The organism is Niveispirillum sp. KHB5.9 (assembly GCF_048066115.1).
Taxonomy (GTDB): Bacteria; Pseudomonadota; Alphaproteobacteria; order Azospirillales; family Azospirillaceae; genus Niveispirillum.
In genome coordinates, this window is the sequence record NZ_JBLTYX010000003.1 from 36,350 (window position 1) to 56,816 (window position 20,467).

Genomic DNA, 20,467 nt, shown 5'->3' on the forward strand with positions numbered 1-20,467 from the left:
ACACCATGACCCATGCCATCACCGTCGAACAGACCGGCGGACCCGAAGTGTTGCGCTGGACCAGCGTTGATGTGGGCAAACCGGGACCGGGACAGGCCCTGATCCGGCACACGGCCATCGGCTTGAACTTCATCGATGTCTATTTCCGCACCGGCCTCTACCCCGCTCCGCTGCCTTTCACGCCGGGCATGGAAGGGGCGGGCATCGTCGAAGCGGTGGGTGAGGGGGTGACAGACCTGACACCCGGTGACCGTGTCGGCTATGGCCAGTCACCTCTGGGCGCTTATGCCGAACACCGCCTGGTGCCGGCCGAAAAGCTGATCAAGCTACCCGATTGGATCACCGACGAGGTGGCGGCCGCCATGTTGCTGCAGGGGCTGACGGCGCAGTATCTGCTGCGTCAGACGTTCCACGTGAAGCACGGTGATACGATCCTGATCCATGCCGCCGCTGGCGGCGTGGGGCTTTTGGCCAGTCAATGGGCCAACGCCCTGGGCGCCACGGTGATCGGCACTGTCGGATCGGCGGAAAAGGCCGCCCTGGCCGCCGCCAACGGCTGCCACCATGTCATCCTCTATCGGGACGAGGATGTGGTGGCGAAGGTGAGGGAGATCACCAACGGCCAGGGCGTCGATGTCGTCTATGACGGGGTCGGCAAGGACACGTTCGAACGGTCGCTGGACAGTCTGCGCCGGCGCGGCCTGATGGTCAGCTATGGCAACGCGTCGGGTGCCGTGCCGCCCTTCGATGTGGGTTTGCTGAACAAGAAAGGCGGCCTGTTCATCACCCGCCCCTCGATACAGCACTATGCCGGCACGCGGGCGGAGCTGCTTTCCATGGCCGATGACCTGTTCGCGGTGGTCAAAGGGGGCCAAGTCAAGGTGAACATCCATCAGCGCTTCGCCCTGCGTGACGCCGCCGATGCCCACCGTGCCCTGGAATCCCGTGTCACCACGGGCGCCACTGTGCTGGTGCCTTAAGCCTTAACCCAGCCTTCCACGACCTGTTCCAGCACCGACAGCGGTACCGATCCGTTGCCCAGGATCATGTCGTGGAAGCGCTTGATGTCGAACTTCGTGCCCAGCTTTTTCCGCGCCGCTTCCCGCAGTTCCAGAATCTTCTGCATGCCGATATAATAGGCACAGGCTTGGCCGGGATAGACGATGTAGCGGTCGACCTCGCGTTCCGCCACCTCACGCGTGAAGGCGGAATTGGCCACGAAATAATCGATGGCCTGCGTCCTCGTCCATTTCTTGGCATGGATGCCGGTATCCATGACCAGACGCAGCGCCCGCCACAGGGCGAAGGTCAGGCGGCCGAAATCGGAATAGGGGTCGGCATAGAAGCCCAGTTCCTTGGGCAACCGCTCCGAATAAAGCCCCCAGCCTTCCACATAGGCGGTGTGGAAATCATGGCGGCGGAAGTCAGGCAGGCCCGTCGCTTCCTGCGCCAGGGCGATCTGCATATGGTGGCCGGGAATGCCTTCATGAAAGGCCAGGACCTCCATCTGCCAGATCGGCATCTCCTTCATGTTGGACAGGTTGACATAATAGATGCCGGGACGGGAGCCATCGGCGGCCGGCTGGCTGTAGCGGGCGATGGTCTCGCTGGCCTCGCGATAGCGTTCAAACCGCTGCACCACCAGGGGGGCCTTGGGCTTCAAGTTGAACTGCCCGTCCAGCACCTGTTTCACCCGGTCCAGAACCAGGTTGGCGCCCTTCAGATAGGCATCGTGCCCGGCATCATCATCGGCGAAATAGAAGCGTTTGTCGGTGCGCAGGAACTGGTTGAAGGCGGGCAGGTCGCCCTTGAACCCGACCTTGTCCTTGATCCCCTCCATCTCCGCATGGATGCGCTTCACCTCCGCCAAGCCCAGATCATGGACGGCATCCGGCTTCAGGGGCAGGGTGGTGTGGCGGGACAGGCAATATTGGTAATAGGCGGCACCATCGGGCAGTTTCCAGACACCGTCGCGATCATCCGCCTTGGCCAACAGCCCTTCCATCGTCGCCTGCAGCCGTGTCCACGCCGGGGCGAAGTGGGTGGTGAGCAGGGTGCCGGCCTCCGCCACCAACGCCGCCTTGTCCGCAGTGGGCAGGTCCAGCATCTCCACCTTGCGGCGGAAACCGGCCAGCAGGGCCGTCTCCTCAGCCACACTGGCCACGAAGGGCCGGCCGGTCAGGACGTTGCGCACGGCCACCAGGGCCTTTTCCACGGAAAAGCGCGGGGGGATGACGCCTTTCGCGGCATGGGCCTCCAATGCCTGGATCAGCTGGCCCACAGGCTGGTCGATACCCTTGACCCGCGCCAGCCAGGCCTGCGCCCCCACCTTGTCCCGGATCGGGTGATATGTCGTCAGTGTATCGATGATGTCGCCGTGCCGGCCGTTGAAATGGTCGGCGGGATAGGTGTTGGCACGCCAGCGGGCTGCAGCCAGCTTTTCCTCCGCCTGATATTCCCAGAGCTTCTTGTTCAGCTTGCCGTCGGCCGATAGCTTGTCATCGGGGAAGTCACGGCGCAGGCGGGCCAGATCGGCCGTCAGTTCCTTGTCACTGGCGGCCAGGGCCGCGTCCGACAGGTCGTCCCACGATCCCTGATCCCCGGGCAGGCCCAGGGCCGTGCGCAGCTCCGGCGACTTCGCCGCCTGCCGGGCGAAGGCATCGGCGAAGAAGGCATTCAGGCCGGGATCGGCATCCGCCGCACGGGCCGGACCGGCCAGCAGGCCACCGGCAATGCTCCAGGCCGTGAAACCGCAGCAGGAACAGAGAAAGCCGCGCCGGCCGATATTCGGATTGTTGCTTGAACGCACCATCACATCCCCCAAATCGATGTTTTGGGGTGGGAGGATGACAGCAAGCGGGGACGGCGGGCAAGGGCTTGCCACCCCTTTGGTGTTCCTCAAACGCCGGCGCCGCATCCGCGGCTTGGCTCCACGGCGCACGCGCGCCGCAGCGGCAGTCGCCGCCGGAGCGGCTCCCGGTATCCCGGAAGCCGCTCTAATCCTCAGCGCGTGGCCGCGAAGCGCGCTTCCATCGCGTCCCACAGCACGGCTTCCAGGGCGGACCCGTCCAGCTGGTTGATCTGCTGGATGCCCGTGGGGCTGGTGACATTGATCTCCGTCAGGTAATCGCCGATGACGTCGATACCCACGAAGATCATGCCTTGTTGGCGCAGGGTGGGGCCGATCGCTTCGCAAATCTCCTGCTCGCGCTTGGTCAGCACGGTCTTGCCGGCGCTGCCGCCCGCATGGAAATTGGCCCGCGCCTCGCCGTCCATCGGGATGCGGGAAACGGCACCGGCCGGCTTGCCATCGATCAGGATGATACGCTTATCGCCCTTGCGGATCTCCGGCAGGTATTTCTGCACGATGATCGGCTCCCGATAGAGCTGGGTGAAGGTTTCGAGCAGCGCGCCCAGGTTCTCATCATCCGGTTTCACGTGAAACACACCGGAGCCACCGTTGCCGAACAAGGGCTTAACGATAATGTCCTTCCATTCGGCACGCGCGACCAGCACTTCCTCGTGCGATGATGTGATCACCGTGGGCGGCATCAGCTCGGGGAAATGCGTGACGAACAGCTTTTCCGGCGCGTTGCGCACGGCGGCCGGGTCGTTCACCACCAGCGTCTTGGGATGGATATGTTCCAGCAGATGGGTGGCGGTGATATAGGCCATGTCGAAGGGCGGGTCCTGACGCATCAGCACCATGTCGAAAGTCGACAGATCGACGATTTCGGCCGCACCCATGCTGTGATGGTTGCCGCGCTCGCGCCGCACCTGCATGGGACGGACCTTGGCGAACAGCTTGTTTCCACGCAGCGCCAGGTCGCGGGGATGGTAATGCCACAGGGCATGGCCGCGGCGCTGCGCCTCCAGCGCCATCATGAAGGTGCTGTCGGTATCGATATTGATGGACTCGATCGGGTCCATCTGGATGGCGACCTTGAGGGTCATGTCGGCATGTCTCCGGCAGGCGGAAAGGAAGATGGGCGCAGGAAAGCACAAGCGGCAGCACCGCGCCATGCGTGCCATCACAGGGGTGAAGGGTTAATTCAGCCGTCCGCGCAGCTGGCGCAGCAGATTGCGCGTATGGTCCAGCAGCTGGGCGGACGCCCCACGTTCCTGCCCGATGCGCAGGAAAGTCTCGAACGCCTGGATGCCGGCCGTCAGCTTGCCTAGATGCGCATTCAGCAGACCGGATTCCCGCCACAGGCCGATATGGTCGGGTGCGAACAGCAGCATATCCTCGATCACCGCCAGCGCCTTCTCCGGCTGGTCGGCCGACAGGTGGCGGAGCTTGAGATTGTTCTGCAGGCGCAACAGCACCTCGCGGTTCGACACCGGCGCGTAATGGTCGGGCGTCAGCTCCGCCTCCAGCCCGGCGGTCTGCTTCAGCATCTCGCGCAATTCGCGCGGACCCAAGGCGGCGACGCCGGCGAACGGGTCCAAGATCTGGCGCCCGCCGGCATGGTCCAAGCGCAGCAGGAAATGGCCGGGGAAATTCAGGCCCATCACGGTCCAGCCCTGGGCCCGGGCCGCCGCCATCACCAGGATACCCAGCGCCACGGGCAGGCCGCGCCGCCGGTCGATCACCCGCAGCAGGTTGGCGTTCTGCAAATCCTCATAGGTCTCGTTGTCACCCTGATATCCGTGCTTCTCCAGAAGCCGGCCAAGGGCGGCCACGCGATCCTCCAGCCCGTCCGGCTTGCCGGCGGTCAGCTGGCCCAGATCGGCGGCCATGACGGCCAGGTGGGCGCGATAGGGGGCCAGATCGGTGGAATGGTCCAGCACAGCCAGTGCCAGGGCGGCTTCGCCCAGGTCGATATCATCGTCCGCCGTCTGTCCGATGCGGCGCAGATAATCCAGGGCCTGTAGGCGCGGCGTCACGGGCGGGATGCTCGTTCTCTAGATGGTCCGCGCTTCCCATAGCGCAGCCGGGGCGCAGGTGTCGAGCCCCAAGGCGCGACCCGCCCCGCCGTCTGGTCTGCCCGGCGCATTGCCATATTGCCTTGGTAACGCCATTCGCTCTAGATAAACGCTCAACCCGATATAGGGTTAAGATCAGGTTAATCAGTAACCTCGGTTTCCGGAACGAGAACCATGCCGATCCCCCCTGTGGTCGCAACGGATGTTGAAAGCGAATTTCCTGCTTCGCGCGTGCGGCAAACGCCAAAAAGTATCGCCACGCATCAGCGGATCATCGAGGCCGCGATCCGCTGCTTCCTGGAAATCGGCTATCACCGCACCACCACGTCGGAGATCGCCAAGCAGGCGCGGGTGACCCGCGGGGCCGTGCAATATTACTTCCCCACCACGCCGGAGGTGCTGCGCGCCACGGTGGACCACATCACCCAGCGCTTCACCGCCGAATATCTGGCCGCCACGGCCAATGTCGCGCATGAGGGCGGGGAGGGGCTGGACCAGGGGATCGAGGCGCTGTGGCATGCCGCGCACAGCCCGTTCTGGACCGCCTGGAAGGAACTGGAGGCCGCCGCCCGTACCGACACGGAGCTGGCATCCATCATGGGGCCCGCCAAGGCCACCTTCGCCGCGCGTTGGGAACAGACGGCGAAGGATGTCTATGGCTCCTTCCTGGAAGCCGACCCGGTCAAGTTCGAAATGGGACGGCATCTGGCCTGGCAGTTCCTGCAGGCGCTGGCCGGCAGCAGCTTCGCCCCCCTGGAAGAAGACGCCGTGGTCAAGGCCCGCCTGCTGACGGAGTTCAAGCGGCTGATCCGGCAATATTGGGGGATGGTGGGCTGAAAACCCTTCACCCTTCCAGCAGCTTCAGCCCCGCAACACCCGCCAGGATCAGCAGTACGCAGGCCAAGCGACCGGGGCTGAAGCCTTCACCGGCCAGGAACATGCCGAACAGCACCGCACCGACGCTGCCGATGCCGGTCCAGATGGCATAGGCCGTACCCAGCGACAGGGTGCGCATGGCCAACGCCAGCAGCCACAGGCTGGTCCCCAGACAGGCCAGCATGATCAGGGAAGGAACCGGGCGGGACAGGCCGTGACTGGCCTTCAAACCCACGGCAAAGCCGATTTCGAACAGGCCGGCGGCCAACAGATAAACCCAGGCCATGGAGCATCCTCCATCGCGCAGGGCCGTCCCCGCCACCATACGGCACCATCGGGGTCGTCCCCGGTGGCCGGCATCAGGCAATGATACCGATATCGCGCATCATATTGTGGCTGGCCTGCCCCCCTTCAACCCGCCATTGTGACATAGTCCACATGCGGCATCCCGCCCAAACGGCATAATGGACCTAGGAAAACTGTTTGCGCAGAAAGACTTACCCTTGCGCAGCCGGCCGGGCTGGGGCAATCTCAAAGGGTCAAACAAAGGTGGCCATGGGCCCAGACCTTCGGCCCGGCTACCGTTGAGCGGTCGAAGAAGGTCGGGTCCGGAAGGCTTCACGTCCCAGGGGGGATTAACAGGCATGACCAAGTCGGAACTGATCCAGCGACTGGCCGAACGCAATCCGCATCTGTATCAGCGCGATGTGGAAAAGATCGTCACCACGATCTTCGATGAGATCACGGAAGCGCTGGCCAAGGGTGACCGGGTCGAACTGCGCGGCTTTGGCGCCTTCTCCGTGAAGCGACGCGACGCCCGCACCGGCCGCAACCCGCGCACCGGTGAGAGCGTGGATGTCGATGAGAAGGTGATCCCCTTCTTCAAGACCGGCAAGCAGCTGCGCGAGCGTCTGAACACGGACGAATGAGCGCTGTAACTCCCTGAGATAATATGAAAAAACCCCGCCAACCAGCTGGTTGGCGGGGTTTGATCTGCTTATGAGGTCGAACCTCAAAGCACCTGACACACATCCTCGAAATCGAAACGCGGACTGCGCGCGAACAGGCTGCTGGGATCGCCATAGCCCAGGTTGCAGATGAAATTCACCTTGAACCGGCCGTCGGGGAAGAATTCCGCGTTCAGCTTGCCCTGGTCGAAGCCCGACATCGGGCCGCAATCCAGGCCCAGGGCCCGTGCCGCGATCAGGAAATAACCGCCCTGCAGGCTGCTGTTGCGGAACGCCGTCTCGAACGCCACGTCGGGATTGGCGAACCAGGGACGGGCATCGACATGCGGGAACAGACGCGGCAGATGCTCCGCGAACTTGGTGTCATAGGCCAGGATGGCCGTAACCGGGGCGGCCAGCGTCTTGGCCAGGTTGCCCGACGACAAAGCCGGACGCAGCCGTTCCTTGGCCTCCGGCGTCGTCAGAAAGACGATGCGCAGGGGAGAGCAATTAGCACTGGTGGGACCCCAGCGGACCAGATCATGTATCTGGCGCAGGGTCTCCGCCGTCACGGGCTTGTCGATGAAGCCGTTATAGGTGCGGGCCGTGCGGAAAAGCTGGTCCAGGGCGCCGTCGGAAAGCGTATCCGTCATCTTTGCATCCTTGGTTAAGACAAGGGTCGTGCCCGTTGTATGGGTCAACAAGGGGCACGACGGCAAGGGGCAAAGATAGGGCGAACCTAGCGACGCAGGCTGGCCGATACCACACCCGGCATCAATCCACGGTCCGATGCATCGTTGCGGGCTTGGCTTTGCACCGGATCCCTGGCCAGCTCGGCCCGGGTACGTGGCCCCAGCACCTCTTCCATCTGGTCCTCGCTCAGCACCGCCTTGTCGAAGTCGGACAGGGAATTGGCACGGATCAGCGACCGGATGGTGCGCAGATAATCCTCCCCCCGCTCCGAATAGGCGCCCAGGGCATTCACCAGGGCCAGACCGCTGACCGGCTTGTCCTGGCCGCGCAGGCTGGCCCGCATCTGCCGAAACTGGGTATAGGCGCGGTGGGTGTTCAGATTATGGATATAGCTGTCGACGCTGCCCTTGGGATCGTCGAAGGATTTGAAGCGGTGTGTCTCGCCCTGGCGGCGGTTGCGGGGCACGATGCCCTGGTCTTCCGCCTTGAAGGTCAGCTGCCCGAACAGGGCGTTGCCTTTCTGGGCAAAACGCGAGGTACCCCAACCGCTCTCCTCTGCCGCCTGGGCCAGCGCCAGGGAGACGGGGACGACGTCCACACGCTGCAACAGCGCCTTGGTATTGACCTCGCCATCGGCGGTCAGCCCATAACGGACGGCCAGATCGGCCAGCCAGCGCCGATCCTGCGGCGCCAGACCCTGGCCGCCCTGACGGACGGTATGCAGCCGGCGCAGACGATCGCGATCCTGCTCGATCCGTTCATTGGTCATCAGGATCAGCGGCAGCAACGTCTTCACGAACAAGGCCTTACGGTCATCCGTGCTGTCCATGGCGGTCATGCCGGTGGGCAGGTCGGTCAGCACCAGGCGCGGCACCGCCGTCTCCCCGCTGCGCACCGTTTCGATGCGGTATTCACGGGCATGGAACAGGTCCAGCGTGGACTTGGCGTCCAGCTTGAAAGACGGGTCATGGCGCGTCGTGGCGGCCGCCATCTCCACCGTGAAGCCCGGATCGGGCCGCAGCACCGGCAGCAGGAATTCCTGCGCCGTCCGGTCCAGCGAACGGCTGGAAGCGGTGATGAACACGGTTGCCGGAAGGATGGCGGTGATAAGCATAAATAGGGCGGACACGCCCCAAATGCGGGCAGCCGTACCGCGGGGGCTCACATGGCCCTCGTTCGCGTCTGTCAGCATGTTTGTTCAACCTCTTACAGTCCAAGCCGAAAGGACGTGGCGCGCCGCCCGAAAACCCGGGCGCACGTTCGTCATTTTGCCGGAGCAAACTCCGCACTTTGGCCTTTGGCCCCTAATAAGGCCGGCCCAACAGCGTCAGCGTTAACACCTTAATGGTAACACCTTTCAACGGACCCCTTCCGATAGGGTAAACCGTTGCGCAGGCTTCGTGCCGGTGGGGTCAGAATTCCCCGCGAAGGGGCCCCATACCCCCCGGCACGCCGTCTGTCGACGCATGATATCCCAGGCCATTGCGACCGAATTGAGGCACAATTCAGGCCAAGGGATGCGCACCTTATCGGATTTGCTGAACCTCGACAACCTCGGGAATGTAATAGCGCAGCATGTTTTCGATGCCGGCCTTCAAAGTGGCGGTACTGCTGGGGCAACCGGCGCACGCACCCTTCATGGCAAGGTAGACCACGCCCTTGTCGAAGCCGTGGAAGGTGATGTCGCCGCCATCCTGGGCCACGGCGGGGCGCACCTTGGCGTCCAGCAGTTCCTTGATCTGGGCGACGATCTCGTCATCATCCTCGGCGATCTCGTTATCGTCAGCCTTGGCCTGGGTCAGCACGGGCTTGCCCGTGGCGAAATGTTCCATGATGGCGCCCAGGATACCGGGCTTCATCACGTACCAGTCGCGGCCGGCATCCTTGGTCACGGTGATGAAGTCACCGGCCAGGAAAACACGGGTTACCCCTTCCACCGCGAACAGCCGGTCGGCCAAGGGCGAACGGGCGGCCGCGTCGGCGGCATCGGTGAAATCGGCGGTACCGGTGCCCAGAACGTCCCGGCCCGGCAGGAACTTCAGCGTGGCCGGGTTCGGGGTCTCTTCGGTCTGGATGAACATCTGGTGCGATCCTGATCATGCCGTTGTGGCGTGAGCCTCGAACATGCCATTAAGGCGTGAGCCTCAAATCATGCCATTGAGGCGTTAACCCCGAAGTTGGGGCCAATGCCCGGCATAATCAAGCCATGGCGGCGTCACGCATGGCAGCCACCGCCATGCGCCGGTATGGGCAATGGGCATGATTATCGGGACACAGACGCCGCCCGAACCCCGCACAGACCCCTGCCCGGCCGGCCAGCGCCTGACGCACCAACGGCGCCAGTTCCCCACCCTCCGCCAGGGCGGGACGGGCCAAGGTCAGTGACAGGATGCCCGATGCCGCACCCAGGTCACGCCATTCGCCCTCGAAATCCGCCCATTGCGCCCGGATCAGCGGCCAGGGCGACAGAGGCAGGATGGCAAGCGACGGGGTACGGCAGCGCCGGATCGCTTGTTCCACGGACAGCATTCCGCCTTCATCGAAGCCCGGCACATCCAGCCGCGCCGTGGCGATGCGCGCCGCCGGCACATCCATCAGCTTGGCCAATTCCCCCGCCAGCCGCCCCATCTGCCAGGATAGCGGATCACCACCCGCCCAGCCCGTGCCGGGGGTCACCAGCAGGAGCGATCCGGTACCGCCGGGCGCCAGTACCTCACCCGTCCGCAGTGACAAGGCGCGCAGCACCGCGGCATCGGTGGGATGGCAGCAAAGGCTGCTGGTCGGCACATCCAGGCCCGCCGCATTGGCCGCCCGATGCCAGGCCTGCAGCGCCATGCCGTTCAGCCCGCCGGAAAACAGGGGCGACGGCGGCACCAGCACCAGCCGGTCGGGCTTGAACGCCACCACCTCATGGGCGATGGCGATGGGCGATGGCGGGGCAAACAGGCCGGCGGTGAACACCCGCACGATGCCGTCGCCCCACAGGGCGTTCTCCAGCGCACCTTCCATCGGTTCCTCCACCACCGCCGCCATTTCGTCCAGAACGAAATGGCGGGCCAGCAGCCGGGCACGCAGGCCCAGCAGCGGACGCAGGGGCAGGGAGGGAGGTCGCGGCCGCGCGGCCGCCAGCAGGGCCCGCAGATAGGGCAATACCAACCCGTCCGCCGCCGGTTGACCCGGCTGCATCAAAATGACGGCAATGCGGTCCCGCAGGCTGTTGGTCACCACAGGCACACAAATTGTAGGGTCTTAGAATCAACCCCTTGTGGCAGGCTTCCAGTCCCGGATCAATCCAGCCAAACGGTATACGTTTTCCGGTGGGGTTTCCTTGATGATGCCATGGCCCAGATTGAAGATGAACGGCCCATGACCCAGCGTGTCGAGCAGGTTCAGCACGGCCCGGTCCATCGCTTCCCCGCCGGCGATCAGCAGCACGGGATCAAGATTTCCCTGCACCGCCACCTTGCCCTGCAGCTTTTCCGCCGCCCAGGCGGCCGGTACGCCGGGGTCCAACGACACGGCATCTACACCGGCCTGTTCCACGAAGCTTTCCAGGTTCAGCCCGGCCATGCGCGGAAAGCCGATGATCGGGGTTTCCGGATGCTTTTCCTTCAGGGCGGCGGTGATGCGCTTGGTAGGGGCCACGACAAAACGCTGGAAATCGGCCGCGGACAAGGCACCGGCCCAGCTGTCGAACAGCTGGACGAGTTCGGCACCGGCCTGGATCTGCATCGACAGATATTCCACCGTCGCTTCGACCAGAATGTCGATCAGCCGGTTGAAGCCAACGGGGTCGGTATAGGCGAAACGCTTCACATGCGCATATTCCTTCGATCCTGCCCCTTCCACCATGTAACAGGCAACGGTCCAGGGCGATCCCGCGAAGCCGATCAGGGCCGTCCGTTCATCCAGGGCGGCCCGAATGCGTGACACCGTCTCATAAACGGGTGCCGCCCGCCGGTGCAGGCTGGACAGATCCAGTTTCAGCAGGCCCTGCTGGCTACGGATGGCGTCCAGCACCGGCCCTTCGCCTTCGGCAAAGCGCAGGCCCTGGCCCAAGGCGTGGGGTACGATCAGGATGTCGGAGAACAGGATGGCGGCATCCATGCCATACCGGCGAAGCGGCTGCAGGGTGACCTCGCACGCCATTTCCGGGTTCATGCACAGGTCCAGGAACCCGCCCGCCTGGGCCCGCAGCTGCCGGTATTCGGGCAGATAGCGTCCCGCCTGCCGCATCAGCCAGAAGGGCGGCGGGGTCTGGGGATGGCCGGCCAGGGCGGCCAGCATCTTCTTGGGCGGAACGGGAGATAGCGACGTCATGGATAGGGACCCGGATCACGAAAAGCCAAAGCGCGCGGACTTTATCCCATGCCCCTCCTTAAAACTTTAATTTTTTAGATGAAGGATTGAGGGTGTAGTGGGGCCTGTGGATAACGGTAATTCCATTTTGTCCGCAAATTTTTCCACAAGCTGGTTTCACAGTTCCAGGTGTGGAAAAAAATTGTGGAAAACTTTATGGACCTTATGTCAAGGCCCGCGGAAATACAGGCATCTCCGGGATCATTGCGATGTGGGGACAATTGACGCCATGCCGCCGATTCGTCCTTGATTCACAGGCAAACCCGCCGGCTTAATCCCAAGCCGCGCAACCGGGCCGATAAAACCGGGCTTGCCAGGGATGGAAAAGCCCGGCTACGCATTTCCTGCCCGTTCACACACATCCGTCCCCGACATATCCCCAGGAGCGGCCCACAGGATGCACCCCGGCGATCATCATGGCGGCCATATAAAGCCGCCCACGGCCCCCCGGAATTTCCACCTGCATCTGGTTTCCGATGCGACGGGGGAGACGATCAATTCCGTCGCCCGCGCCTGCGTCAGCCAGTTCGACCAGGTGCATCCGATCGAGCATTTCTGGAACCTCGTCCGCACCGAACGTCAGCTGGACATGGTGCTGGAAGGTATCCGCGAACATCCGGGCCTGGTGATGTTCACCCTGGTGAACGAGAAGCTGCGGCATAAGTTGCAGGATACCTGCCGGGAACTGTCGATCCCCAGCATCTCCGTGCTGGACCCGCTGATCGCGGCGGTGGGCAATTATCTGGGCCAGCAGAGCCAGAGCAAGCCGGGGCGCCAGCATGCCCTGACCGCCGAATATTTCGGCCGCATCGATGCCATGGATTTCGCGCTCAACCATGATGACGGGCAAAGCGCCTGGGGCCTGCATGATGCCGACGTCATCCTGGTGGGGGTCAGCCGCACGTCGAAGACCCCGACCTGCATCTATCTGGCCAATCGCGGCATCAAGGCGGCCAACATCCCCTATGTGCCCAACATCCCACTGCCGCCGGAACTGGACCAGCTGACCAGGCCGCTGATCGTGGGCCTGACCAAGGATCCCGAACGGCTGGTGCAGATCCGCCGCAACCGGCTGAAACTGCTGAACCAGGGCGACGATACCAGCTATACCGATCCCGAACGGGTGCGGGAGGAGCTGCTGGAGGCACGGCGCCTGTTCACGCGCAAGGGCTGGGCCGTCATCGATGTCTCGCGCCGGTCGATCGAGGAGACGGCGGCGGAAGTGATGATGCTGCTGGCCCGCCGGCGGCCACAGGCGGTTCCCGGCGTGCAGGGGGATGATTGATGTCCGCCTTCCTGACATCCGAACCGGTCATCCTGGCCTCGGCCAGCGCGTCGCGTCGCCGCATGCTGGAAGCCGCCGGGGTTGAGGTGCATGCCGAAGCCGCGCGTGTGGATGAGGAGGAGATCAAACATTCCGGCAAGGCCGCCGGCATGAAGCCGCCGGAGGTGGCCGAGGCCCTGGCCGACCTGAAAGCCTCCAAGCTGGCGCGCAAATACACATCCGGCTATGTGGTCGGTGGCGACCAGATGCTGGAATGCGACGGGCGCTGGTTCGACAAGCCGGTGGACCGGGCCGATGCCGCTGGCCATCTGCGCCTGCTGTCGGGCCGCACCCACACGCTTTATTCCGCCGTGGTGGTTTTCCACAATGGCGTGCGCGTCTGGCACCATATCGACCATGCCACCCTGACCATGCGGCCTTTGTCCGATGCCTTCATCGACCGCTATCTGGATGCGGCGGGCGACGTGGTGCTGTCCTGCGCCGGCTCTTATCAGGTGGAAGGGCTGGGGGCGCAGCTGTTCAACAAGGTGAAGGGCGACCATTTCACCATCCAGGGCCTGCCCCTGCTGCCGCTGCTGGATTTCCTGCGCGTGCGGCGGGTGCTGCCGTCCTGACCGGGAGAGAGCGTGAATGTTGACGGGTAAGGGGCTGGTCGCGGGCGTCATGGGCTGGCCCATCAGCCATTCGCGCAGCCCGCTTTTGCACGGGTTCTGGCTGCGCCAATACGGCATCGACGGGGCCTATGTGCCGCTGGCCGTACCGCCCGACCGGGCCGAACAGGCCATCCGCGCCTTGCCGGCACTGGGTTTCCGGGGCTGCAACGTCACCATCCCGCACAAGGAGGTGGCGTTCCGCATCGTCGACCGGCTGCATGGCTGCGCCCGGCGCATAGGCGCGGTGAACACCATCATCGTGGCCGAGGACGGCACCCTGGAAGGCCGCAATACCGATGCGTTCGGCTTCTGGGAAAACCTGGTGGCCAGCGTGCCGGCCGGTTGGTCCGTCACCACCGGCCCGTCGGTGGTGCTGGGGGCAGGGGGGGCCGCACGCGCCATCGTTGTGGCGCTGCTGGATGCCGGCGCACCGGAAATCCGCCTGCTGAACCGTACCCAGGCGCGGGCGGCGGAAATTGCCGCCGATCTGGGCGACCCGCGCATCCGGGTGGGCGCCTGGGACGGGCGCGACCAGACGCTGGACGGTGCCGTGCTGCTGGTCAACAGCACCAGCCAGGGCATGAACGGCTACCCGCCGCTGGAGATCGACCTGTCGGCCCTGCCGCTGCAGGCGGTGGTGACCGACATCGTCTATGTCCCGCTGGTCACACCGCTGCTGGAAGCTGCAGCGGCGCGGGGCAACCCGACGGTGGATGGGCTGGGCATGCTGCTGCACCAGGCGCGGCCGGGCTTCCATGCCTGGTTCGGGCGTGATCCGCAGGTGACGGATGATCTGCGCCGCTTCGTGCTGGACCCGCGATGATCATCCTGGGCCTGACCGGTTCCATCGGCATGGGCAAGTCCACGGCGGCAACCATGCTGCGCCGTCTGGGTGTGCCCGTGCATGATGCCGATGCCTGCGTCCATCGCCTTTATGCCAGGGGCGGCAAGGCGGTGGCCAAGGTTCAGGCCCTGTTTCCCGACGCGGTGCGGGATGGTGCCGTGGACCGCACGGCCCTGTCGGCCGCTGTTCTGGGCAAGCCGGCGGCGTTGAAGCGGCTGGAGGCGGCGGTGCATCCGCTGACCCGCGCCGATGCCCACGATTTCCTGAAACGCTGTGCCCGCCGCCATGTGCCCGTGGCGGTGATGGATATCCCGCTGCTCTATGAGACGAAGGGGGAGCGGCGGGTGGATGCGGTCATCGTCGTATCGGCCCCCGCCTATCTGCAGCGCCAGCGCGTCCTGGCCCGGCCGGGCATGAACCCGGCCAAGCTGGCCAATATCCTGGCCCGGCAGGTGCCGGATGCGGTGAAGCGTCGGCGGGCGGATTTCGTGGTGCCCACGGGTGCCGGCCGGCGCTTGACGCTGATCCACCTGCGCCGCATCGTGGCGGCCATGAAGGGTCGAAAGGCCAAGGCCTGGTCGCCCGCACGGAAGGCGTGAGAAGCATGCGTGAGATCGTACTGGATACCGAAACCACCGGCATCGACCCGCTGAACGGTGACCGCGTCGTGGAAATCGGCTGTGTCGAGCTGTTCAACCATGTGGCCACGGGCAAGCATTACCATTGCTATCTGAATCCCGAACGCGACATGCCGGCGGAAGCCGAGGCGGTGCACGGCCTCTCATCCGCCTTCCTGTCCGACAAGCCGATATTTCCCGCCGTGGTCGGTGATTTCCGGGATTTCATCGGTGACAGCCAGCTGGTCATCCACAATGCCTCCTTCGATATCGGCTTCCTGAATATGGAGCTGGTGCGGATCGGCATGCCCAAGCTCACCAACCCCGTGGTCGATACGGTGAAGATCGCCCGCAAGCGCTTCCCCGGCGCGCCGGCCAGCCTGGACGCGCTCTGCCGCCGGTTCGAGATCGACAATTCCAACCGCACCCTGCATGGCGCCCTGCTGGACAGCCAGCTGCTGGCGGAAGTGTATCTGGAATTGATGGGTGGGCGGCAGCCGGACCTGGTGCTTGCTGGCGGGCCGGTACAGACACAGACGACCACCGATGTCGGACAGATCAAGCTGGAACGCACCTTCCGGCCGGCGCGTGCCCATGCGCCCTCGGCCGATGAGCTGGCCGCGCATGAGGCGTTTGTGAAGGGGCTGAAAAACGCCGCCTGGCTGGCGTCGTGATCCCGAAATGGAACCTGTGTTTCATGTGAAACAGGGCTAGTCATCAAGTTCCCAAGAAAACAACCAACGGAACAGCGATCCATGCATCACCGCATCTCCCGCCGCCAGTTGCTGGCCGGTACGGCCGGCCTCGCGTTCGCCACCGCTCTGCCGCTGCCGGTGCTGGCCCAGGGCCTGCCCGGCCCGCTCTCCCTGTCCGATGCTGCGACGCCCAAGGGCAATGCGGACGCGACCGCCCTTCACGCCTTCTTCGCGGAAGTGTACGAGGCCGACCTGTCGCTGTCGCCGGAGACGCAGACGGAACGGGGGCGCAAGACCGCCTATGACCGTTGGGATGATGGCAGCGACGCCTTCGCCGATGCCGCCATCGCCCGCACCCGCCAGGCGCTGGACCTGCTGCGCAAGGGGTGGAAGCCGTCGGCGCTGCCGGCGGCCGACGCGCTGAATTTCCGGCTGTTCGAGGCGCAGTGCGAGGCGGAGATCGAGGCCCATCGCTGGCGCAACCAGCGTTATCCGATCAACCATCTCTATGGCCGCCATACCGGCATCCCCAGTTTCCTGGCCAACCAGCATGAGGTGGAGGATATTTCCGACGCCCGTGCCTATCTGGCGCGCCTGAATGGCATCTCTGCCGTCATTCAGAACGTCATCCGTCGGGGGGAGGATGCGGCTGCGCGTGGTGTGGTGCCGCCGAAATTCTCCCTGACCAAGATGCGTCCGGACATCCGTTCCGTCATCACCGGCGCCCCGTTCGACCAGGGTCCGGACAGCGCGCTTTATGCCGATTTCAAGAAGAAGATCGCCGCCCTGTCCATCCCGCAGGGGGAGAAGGACAAGCTGGTGGCCGAAGCCGCTGGCATCCTGACCGCCAAGGTCAAGCCGGCCTATGAGGCGCTGGACGCCACGGTGGCCAAGCTGGAGGCGAAGGCCACCCAGGATGACGGCGTGTGGAAGCTGCCCGACGGCGATGCCTATTACCGCTTCTGCGTGAAGAGCAGCACGACGACAGAGATGAGCCCGGACGAGGTGCATGCGCTGGGTCTGAAGCATGTCGGTCTTTTGCAGAGAGACATGCATGCCATCATGCAGAAAGTGGCGTTCAAGGGCACCCTGCGGGAGTTCTTCGAACATCTGCGCAGCGACCCGCAATTCTATTTCAGCAATGACGATGCCGGCCGTGCCGCCTATCTGGCGCATTGCGAAAAGGTGATCGGCGATTACAGCAAGCGCCTGGATGAATGGTTCATCACCAAGCCCAAGGCGCCGGTGATCGTGAAGCGGGTGGAACCCTATCGGGAGAAGTCGGCGCCGCCCGCCTTCTACAACCAGCCCTCGCCCGACGGGTCGCGTCCCGGCATCTTCTACGCCAACCTGGCCGACATGCGGGAAATGGCCAAATGGCAGGCCGATGCCATCGTCTATCACGAGGCGATCCCCGGCCATCACATGCAGATCGCCATTTCCCAGGAACTGGGTGATGTGCCGGATTTCCGCCGCTATGGCTTCTTCGGCGCCTATATCGAGGGCTGGGGCCTGTACGCGGAACGCCTGCCCAAGGAATATGGCTTCTACCAGGACCCCTATGCCGATTTCGGCCGCCTGACGACGCAGATCTGGCGGGCGGTGCGGCTTGTGGTGGATAGTGGCATCCATGCCAAGCGCTGGACCCGCGAACAGGCCATCACCTATTTCGTGGAAAACACGCCCCTGAACCGCGACCAGGTGATCCGCGAGGTCGACCGCTATATCGTCAGCCCCGGCCAGGCCACGTCCTACTATGTCGGCATGCTGAAGATCCTGGACCTGCGGGACAAGGCCAAGCAGGCCCTGGGGGCCAAGTTCGACCTGCGCGCCTTCCACGACCTGGTGCTGCGCACCGGGGCCGTGCCGCTGGAGGTGCTGGGCGAACAGGTGGAAGCCTGGATCAAGGTGAAGAAGGGCTGAGAACCCAAAAGGGGAGGGGCCCCGAGCCTCTCCCCATTGACGCGGGTTTGACCTGTCGCCACCATGCCCATCTCGCACCGCAACATGGATGGCGCCTTGATGACCCGGCTGATCACCGCCCTGCTGACCCTGCTGTTCGTTCTGGCGCCGGCGCGGGCGGAATTGCTGGACGCCACGCCGCGCACGGCGGTGATGTCGGCCTTCGCACCGGAACTGGTCACCCTGCTGGCCGCCACCAGGGACAAGAAGATGGTCAGTGTGAACGGGGTGGATTTCACCCTGGGCACATTGTCGGGCCGGCCGGTGGTGCTGGTCCTGTCGGGCGTCAGCATGGTGAATGCGGCGATGACCACGCAGATGCTGATCGACCGCTTCAAGGTCGATGCGCTGCTGTTCAGCGGCATTGCCGGCGGGCTGGACCCGGCCCTGCATATCGGTGATGTCACCGTGCCGCGCCGCTGGGGCCAGTATCTGGAAAGCCATTTCGTGCGGGAAGGGGCCGACGGCAAATTGCAGCCCGCCCCCTGGGCCAGCCTGCCCTATCCGGCCTATGGCGTGATCCAGCCATCCAACGCCTATGTCCGTCAGGCCGGCAAGACCGAACCCCTGCGCAAATTCTGGTTCGAGGCCGATGCAGGGCTGCTGGCCCTGGCGGACAAGGTGGTGCCCGGCGTCAAACTGGACAAATGTGCCGCCAACAAGACCTGTCTGGCAACCGAACCCAAGACGGTGCTGGGCGGCGATGGGGTGTCGGGCCCGGCCTTCATGGACAATGCCGGCTGGCGCACCTATCTGCACGGTACGGTCGGCGCTGATGTCGTGGATATGGAAAGTGCCGCCGTGGCGCTGGTCGCGGAACAGAACGGCGTGCCCTACATCATCTTCCGGTCCGTCTCCGATCTGGCGGGTGCCGATCCGGATGAGAACCGCATGCACACCTTCATGGCGCTGGCCGCCAGCAATGCCGCCAAGGTGGTGACGGCGTTCCTGGCGGCGATGCCGGTTGCAGCCAATCCCGGATAAATCGGGGATCGGTACGGCGGCGACCGCCGCCGCGCGGCACGTGCCGCGTGAGCCAAGCCCACGGATGTGGGCGCCGGCGCTTGAGGCCGATGATCGATAACGATCATCGGAACATGTATATCAGCGCGCCGCCTGGTCCATGAAACCCGCCATCTCGATGTCCAGGCGGCTGATGCCGCCGGCATCATGGGTGTTCAGGGTGACATCGACGCGGTTATAGACGTTGAACCATTCGGGATGGTGGTCGATCTTGTCGGCCAGGATGGCCACGCGCGTCATGAAGCCGAAGGCCTCGTTGAAATCCTTGAAGCGGAAGCCCTTGATGATGGCCGCACCATCCTCGCGCAGGGTCCAGCCATGCAGGCCCTTCAGGGCATCATCGACCGCGGCCGCGTCCAGCTTGACCGGGCGTCCGGATTGGGCTTGCGTCATCTCTTCCTCCTCACCAGATTATTGACCTTTAGGTGGACCGGGCCAGGGCCGGCGTCAAGCCGCCGTTGGCCCCTCTACCCCGTTTGCCCGGACCCATGCCCATGACATCGCTTCGCCGCTTCACCACCGCGCCCACCCTGGAGGAGATGGAAACCATCGCCGCCCGTGCGGCCGATGCCATCCCCGAGGCCCTGCGCAGCCATGTCCGCAATGTGCTGATCCGGGTGGAAGATTTCCCGGACGAGGAGACGGAGCGGGAGATGGGCCTGGAAAGTCCGTTCGACCTGCTGGGGCTTTACCGGGGTGTCGGCATGCCCTGGCAGAGCATGACCCAGCCACGCATCGAGCCGGACCTGATCTTCCTCTATCGCCGGCCCATCCTGGATTACTGGTGCGAGACGGGGGAGGATCTGGACCATCTGGTCCGCCATGTCCTGATCCACGAGGTTGGCCACCATTTCGGTTTCAGCGATGCCGACATGGAAGCGCTGGAAGCCGCAGCCGACGCGGAAACCGACTGAAATCCACTCTTTTTGCACCATCTTGATGGTGTGTCGCATGGGCCATGCGCGTGCGTGGCCTTTGTCACAACCGGACGCAACTTACCCAAGATTGATTTTGATTGATCAGGTCATATGACGTGACATATAGGTTTATGTGTCTGCATATTGATTTATGCGGCCACCCGTTCCTGGATCAGTCATAAGGAGGCATCCGTGCCGCCGCGTTCCAAGCGATTTTCAGCTGAAGAGCTGCCCGATGGCAGCAGCACCCTGGTCATCCGCAATGTCGTCGTCCTGGGCAAGCGCACCAGTCTCCGGATGGAGCCGGAAATGTGGGATGCGCTGGCGGATGTCGCGGGGCGCGAAGGACAAAATGTCCACGATATCTGCACCCGCATCGTGGAGAGGAAGCCGGGGGCCGCGTCCCTGACGGCGGCCATCCGGGTGTTCCTGGTCAATTATTACCGCCTGGCCTCGACCGAGGAGGGCCATGCCAGGGCCGGTCACGGCAGGGGTGACATCGACATCATCGCCGCCGCCCTGGCCCTGCAGCCAGGGGCCGCCAGCCCGCCGCTATGACTACTAGAAGATGAAAACATAATAGAGAAGGTGGAATCTTCCGGTTCCCTCATACCCCGGGCACCCACATCCGTGGGTTTGGCTTACGCGCCCATGGGGGCGCGGGCCGGCG

At 64.2% G+C, this 20,467-nt stretch carries 22 protein-coding genes; 12 read left to right on the forward strand and 10 right to left on the reverse strand.

The window, feature by feature from the left end:
• Window positions 1-5: 5 nt before the first annotated feature.
• On the forward strand, window positions 6-980 hold the full coding sequence (locus tag ACM9HJ_RS06810) for a quinone oxidoreductase family protein (protein WP_416570955.1): 975 nt from the start codon (window positions 6-8) through the stop codon (window positions 978-980).
• Here ACM9HJ_RS06810 and ACM9HJ_RS06815 read toward each other — a convergent pair.
• The 3 genes from ACM9HJ_RS06815 to ACM9HJ_RS06825 form a co-directional block, all read right to left on the reverse strand.
• Window positions 977-2,812 carry a DUF885 domain-containing protein gene (locus ACM9HJ_RS06815; protein ID WP_416570956.1) on the reverse strand — a complete coding sequence of 612 codons (1,836 nt, stop codon included), beginning with the start codon at window positions 2,810-2,812 and terminating at the stop codon, window positions 977-979. The genes ACM9HJ_RS06810 and ACM9HJ_RS06815 overlap by 4 nt on opposite strands.
• Before the next feature lie 191 nt (window positions 2,813-3,003).
• Window positions 3,004-3,954: a glutathione synthase gene (gene gshB, locus ACM9HJ_RS06820; protein ID WP_416570957.1), complete on the reverse strand. Its 951-nt coding sequence runs from the start codon at window positions 3,952-3,954 to the stop codon at window positions 3,004-3,006.
• A 93-nt stretch (window positions 3,955-4,047) separates the two neighbouring features.
• Entirely contained in the window at window positions 4,048-4,887 is an 840-nt protein-coding gene (locus tag ACM9HJ_RS06825; RefSeq protein ID WP_416570958.1) for a SirB1 family protein, read from the reverse strand.
• A gap of 213 nt (window positions 4,888-5,100) precedes the next feature.
• Here ACM9HJ_RS06825 and ACM9HJ_RS06830 point away from each other — a divergent pair, with 213 nt between their 5' ends.
• Window positions 5,101-5,763 (forward strand): TetR/AcrR family transcriptional regulator, encoded by a 663-nt coding sequence (locus ACM9HJ_RS06830; protein WP_416570959.1) that lies wholly within the window; start codon window positions 5,101-5,103, stop codon window positions 5,761-5,763.
• A gap of 7 nt (window positions 5,764-5,770) precedes the next feature.
• Here ACM9HJ_RS06830 and ACM9HJ_RS06835 read toward each other — a convergent pair whose 3' ends face one another.
• Window positions 5,771-6,088, reverse strand: coding sequence for a DMT family transporter (locus tag ACM9HJ_RS06835; protein ID WP_416570960.1), 318 nt, complete (start codon window positions 6,086-6,088; stop codon window positions 5,771-5,773).
• A 358-nt stretch (window positions 6,089-6,446) separates the two neighbouring features.
• Here ACM9HJ_RS06835 and ihfB point away from each other — a divergent pair, with 358 nt between their 5' ends.
• Window positions 6,447-6,731, forward strand: coding sequence for an integration host factor subunit beta (gene ihfB / locus ACM9HJ_RS06840; RefSeq protein WP_416570961.1), 285 nt, complete (start codon window positions 6,447-6,449; stop codon window positions 6,729-6,731).
• 83 nt (window positions 6,732-6,814) lie between these two features.
• Here ihfB and ACM9HJ_RS06845 read toward each other — a convergent pair whose 3' ends face one another.
• The 5 genes from ACM9HJ_RS06845 to hemE form a co-directional block, all read right to left on the reverse strand.
• Window positions 6,815-7,402 (reverse strand): malonic semialdehyde reductase, encoded by a 588-nt coding sequence (locus ACM9HJ_RS06845; protein ID WP_416570962.1) that lies wholly within the window; start codon window positions 7,400-7,402, stop codon window positions 6,815-6,817.
• A gap of 86 nt (window positions 7,403-7,488) precedes the next feature.
• Window positions 7,489-8,526, reverse strand: coding sequence for a glucosaminidase domain-containing protein (locus tag ACM9HJ_RS06850; RefSeq protein ID WP_416570963.1), 1,038 nt, complete (start codon window positions 8,524-8,526; stop codon window positions 7,489-7,491).
• A gap of 442 nt (window positions 8,527-8,968) precedes the next feature.
• Window positions 8,969-9,523, reverse strand: coding sequence for a NifU family protein (locus tag ACM9HJ_RS06855; protein ID WP_416570964.1), 555 nt, complete (start codon window positions 9,521-9,523; stop codon window positions 8,969-8,971).
• A 118-nt stretch (window positions 9,524-9,641) separates the two neighbouring features.
• A complete protein-coding gene (locus ACM9HJ_RS06860; protein ID WP_416570965.1) occupies window positions 9,642-10,667 on the reverse strand; it encodes a hypothetical protein in 1,026 nt (341 codons plus the stop codon).
• A 30-nt stretch (window positions 10,668-10,697) separates the two neighbouring features.
• The gene (gene hemE / locus ACM9HJ_RS06865; protein ID WP_416570966.1) at window positions 10,698-11,762 is read right to left on the reverse strand and encodes a uroporphyrinogen decarboxylase; all 1,065 of its coding nucleotides are present in this window, start codon (window positions 11,760-11,762) and stop codon (window positions 10,698-10,700) included.
• A 436-nt stretch (window positions 11,763-12,198) separates the two neighbouring features.
• Here hemE and ACM9HJ_RS06870 point away from each other — a divergent pair, with 436 nt between their 5' ends.
• The 7 genes from ACM9HJ_RS06870 (at window position 12,199) to ACM9HJ_RS06900 (ending at window position 18,841) form a co-directional block, all read left to right on the forward strand.
• A complete protein-coding gene (locus tag ACM9HJ_RS06870; RefSeq protein WP_416570967.1) occupies window positions 12,199-13,086 on the forward strand; it encodes a pyruvate, water dikinase regulatory protein in 888 nt (295 codons plus the stop codon).
• A complete protein-coding gene (locus ACM9HJ_RS06875; RefSeq protein WP_416570968.1) occupies window positions 13,086-13,700 on the forward strand; it encodes a Maf family protein in 615 nt (204 codons plus the stop codon). Before ACM9HJ_RS06870 ends, ACM9HJ_RS06875 begins: the two co-directional genes overlap by 1 nt.
• 16 nt (window positions 13,701-13,716) lie before the next feature.
• Window positions 13,717-14,562 carry a shikimate dehydrogenase gene (locus tag ACM9HJ_RS06880; RefSeq protein WP_416570969.1) on the forward strand — a complete coding sequence of 282 codons (846 nt, stop codon included), beginning with the start codon at window positions 13,717-13,719 and terminating at the stop codon, window positions 14,560-14,562.
• Complete coding sequence (gene coaE, locus ACM9HJ_RS06885; RefSeq protein WP_416570970.1) at window positions 14,559-15,182, forward strand: dephospho-CoA kinase; 624 nt, start codon at window positions 14,559-14,561, stop codon at window positions 15,180-15,182. The genes ACM9HJ_RS06880 and coaE overlap by 4 nt, the downstream gene beginning before the upstream one ends.
• Before the next feature lie 5 nt (window positions 15,183-15,187).
• Window positions 15,188-15,874 (forward strand): DNA polymerase III subunit epsilon, encoded by a 687-nt coding sequence (gene dnaQ / locus ACM9HJ_RS06890; protein ID WP_416570971.1) that lies wholly within the window; start codon window positions 15,188-15,190, stop codon window positions 15,872-15,874.
• An 81-nt stretch (window positions 15,875-15,955) separates the two neighbouring features.
• Window positions 15,956-17,818, forward strand: coding sequence for a DUF885 domain-containing protein (locus ACM9HJ_RS06895; protein WP_416570972.1), 1,863 nt, complete (start codon window positions 15,956-15,958; stop codon window positions 17,816-17,818).
• A gap of 99 nt (window positions 17,819-17,917) precedes the next feature.
• Window positions 17,918-18,841 carry a 5'-methylthioadenosine/S-adenosylhomocysteine nucleosidase gene (locus ACM9HJ_RS06900; RefSeq protein WP_416570973.1) on the forward strand — a complete coding sequence of 308 codons (924 nt, stop codon included), beginning with the start codon at window positions 17,918-17,920 and terminating at the stop codon, window positions 18,839-18,841.
• A gap of 120 nt (window positions 18,842-18,961) precedes the next feature.
• Here the strand turns inward: ACM9HJ_RS06900 and ACM9HJ_RS06905 are convergent, their stop codons facing one another.
• Window positions 18,962-19,273, reverse strand: coding sequence for a 4a-hydroxytetrahydrobiopterin dehydratase (locus ACM9HJ_RS06905; RefSeq protein ID WP_416570974.1), 312 nt, complete (start codon window positions 19,271-19,273; stop codon window positions 18,962-18,964).
• A gap of 101 nt (window positions 19,274-19,374) precedes the next feature.
• Between ACM9HJ_RS06905 and ACM9HJ_RS06910 the strand changes: the two genes are divergently transcribed.
• On the forward strand, window positions 19,375-19,794 hold the full coding sequence (locus tag ACM9HJ_RS06910; RefSeq protein ID WP_416570975.1) for a metallopeptidase family protein: 420 nt from the start codon (window positions 19,375-19,377) through the stop codon (window positions 19,792-19,794).
• Between the two features lie 195 nt (window positions 19,795-19,989).
• Entirely contained in the window at window positions 19,990-20,355 is a 366-nt protein-coding gene (locus tag ACM9HJ_RS06915; RefSeq protein ID WP_416570976.1) for a ribbon-helix-helix domain-containing protein, read from the forward strand.
• Window positions 20,356-20,467 lie beyond the last annotated feature (112 nt).

Coding starts and splice junctions, on each gene's coding strand:
- ACM9HJ_RS06870 (WP_416570967.1), top strand. CDS start 12,199: ATGCACCCCGGCGATCATCATGGCGGCCATATAAAGCCGCCCACGGCC.
- dnaQ (WP_416570971.1), top strand. CDS start 15,188: ATGCGTGAGATCGTACTGGATACCGAAACCACCGGCATCGACCCGCTG.
- ACM9HJ_RS06855 (WP_416570964.1), bottom strand. CDS start 9,523: ATGTTCATCCAGACCGAAGAGACCCCGAACCCGGCCACGCTGAAGTTC.
- ACM9HJ_RS06900 (WP_416570973.1), top strand. CDS start 17,918: ATGACCCGGCTGATCACCGCCCTGCTGACCCTGCTGTTCGTTCTGGCG.
- ACM9HJ_RS06895 (WP_416570972.1), top strand. CDS start 15,956: ATGCATCACCGCATCTCCCGCCGCCAGTTGCTGGCCGGTACGGCCGGC.
- ACM9HJ_RS06880 (WP_416570969.1), top strand. CDS start 13,717: ATGTTGACGGGTAAGGGGCTGGTCGCGGGCGTCATGGGCTGGCCCATC.
- ACM9HJ_RS06910 (WP_416570975.1), top strand. CDS start 19,375: ATGACATCGCTTCGCCGCTTCACCACCGCGCCCACCCTGGAGGAGATG.
- hemE (WP_416570966.1), bottom strand. CDS start 11,762: ATGACGTCGCTATCTCCCGTTCCGCCCAAGAAGATGCTGGCCGCCCTG.
- ACM9HJ_RS06905 (WP_416570974.1), bottom strand. CDS start 19,273: ATGACGCAAGCCCAATCCGGACGCCCGGTCAAGCTGGACGCGGCCGCG.
- ACM9HJ_RS06815 (WP_416570956.1), bottom strand. CDS start 2,812: ATGGTGCGTTCAAGCAACAATCCGAATATCGGCCGGCGCGGCTTTCTC.
- gshB (WP_416570957.1), bottom strand. CDS start 3,954: ATGACCCTCAAGGTCGCCATCCAGATGGACCCGATCGAGTCCATCAAT.
- ACM9HJ_RS06875 (WP_416570968.1), top strand. CDS start 13,086: ATGTCCGCCTTCCTGACATCCGAACCGGTCATCCTGGCCTCGGCCAGC.
- coaE (WP_416570970.1), top strand. CDS start 14,559: ATGATCATCCTGGGCCTGACCGGTTCCATCGGCATGGGCAAGTCCACG.
- ACM9HJ_RS06835 (WP_416570960.1), bottom strand. CDS start 6,088: ATGGCCTGGGTTTATCTGTTGGCCGCCGGCCTGTTCGAAATCGGCTTT.
- ACM9HJ_RS06830 (WP_416570959.1), top strand. CDS start 5,101: ATGCCGATCCCCCCTGTGGTCGCAACGGATGTTGAAAGCGAATTTCCT.
- ACM9HJ_RS06810 (WP_416570955.1), top strand. CDS start 6: ATGACCCATGCCATCACCGTCGAACAGACCGGCGGACCCGAAGTGTTG.
- ACM9HJ_RS06845 (WP_416570962.1), bottom strand. CDS start 7,402: ATGACGGATACGCTTTCCGACGGCGCCCTGGACCAGCTTTTCCGCACG.
- ihfB (WP_416570961.1), top strand. CDS start 6,447: ATGACCAAGTCGGAACTGATCCAGCGACTGGCCGAACGCAATCCGCAT.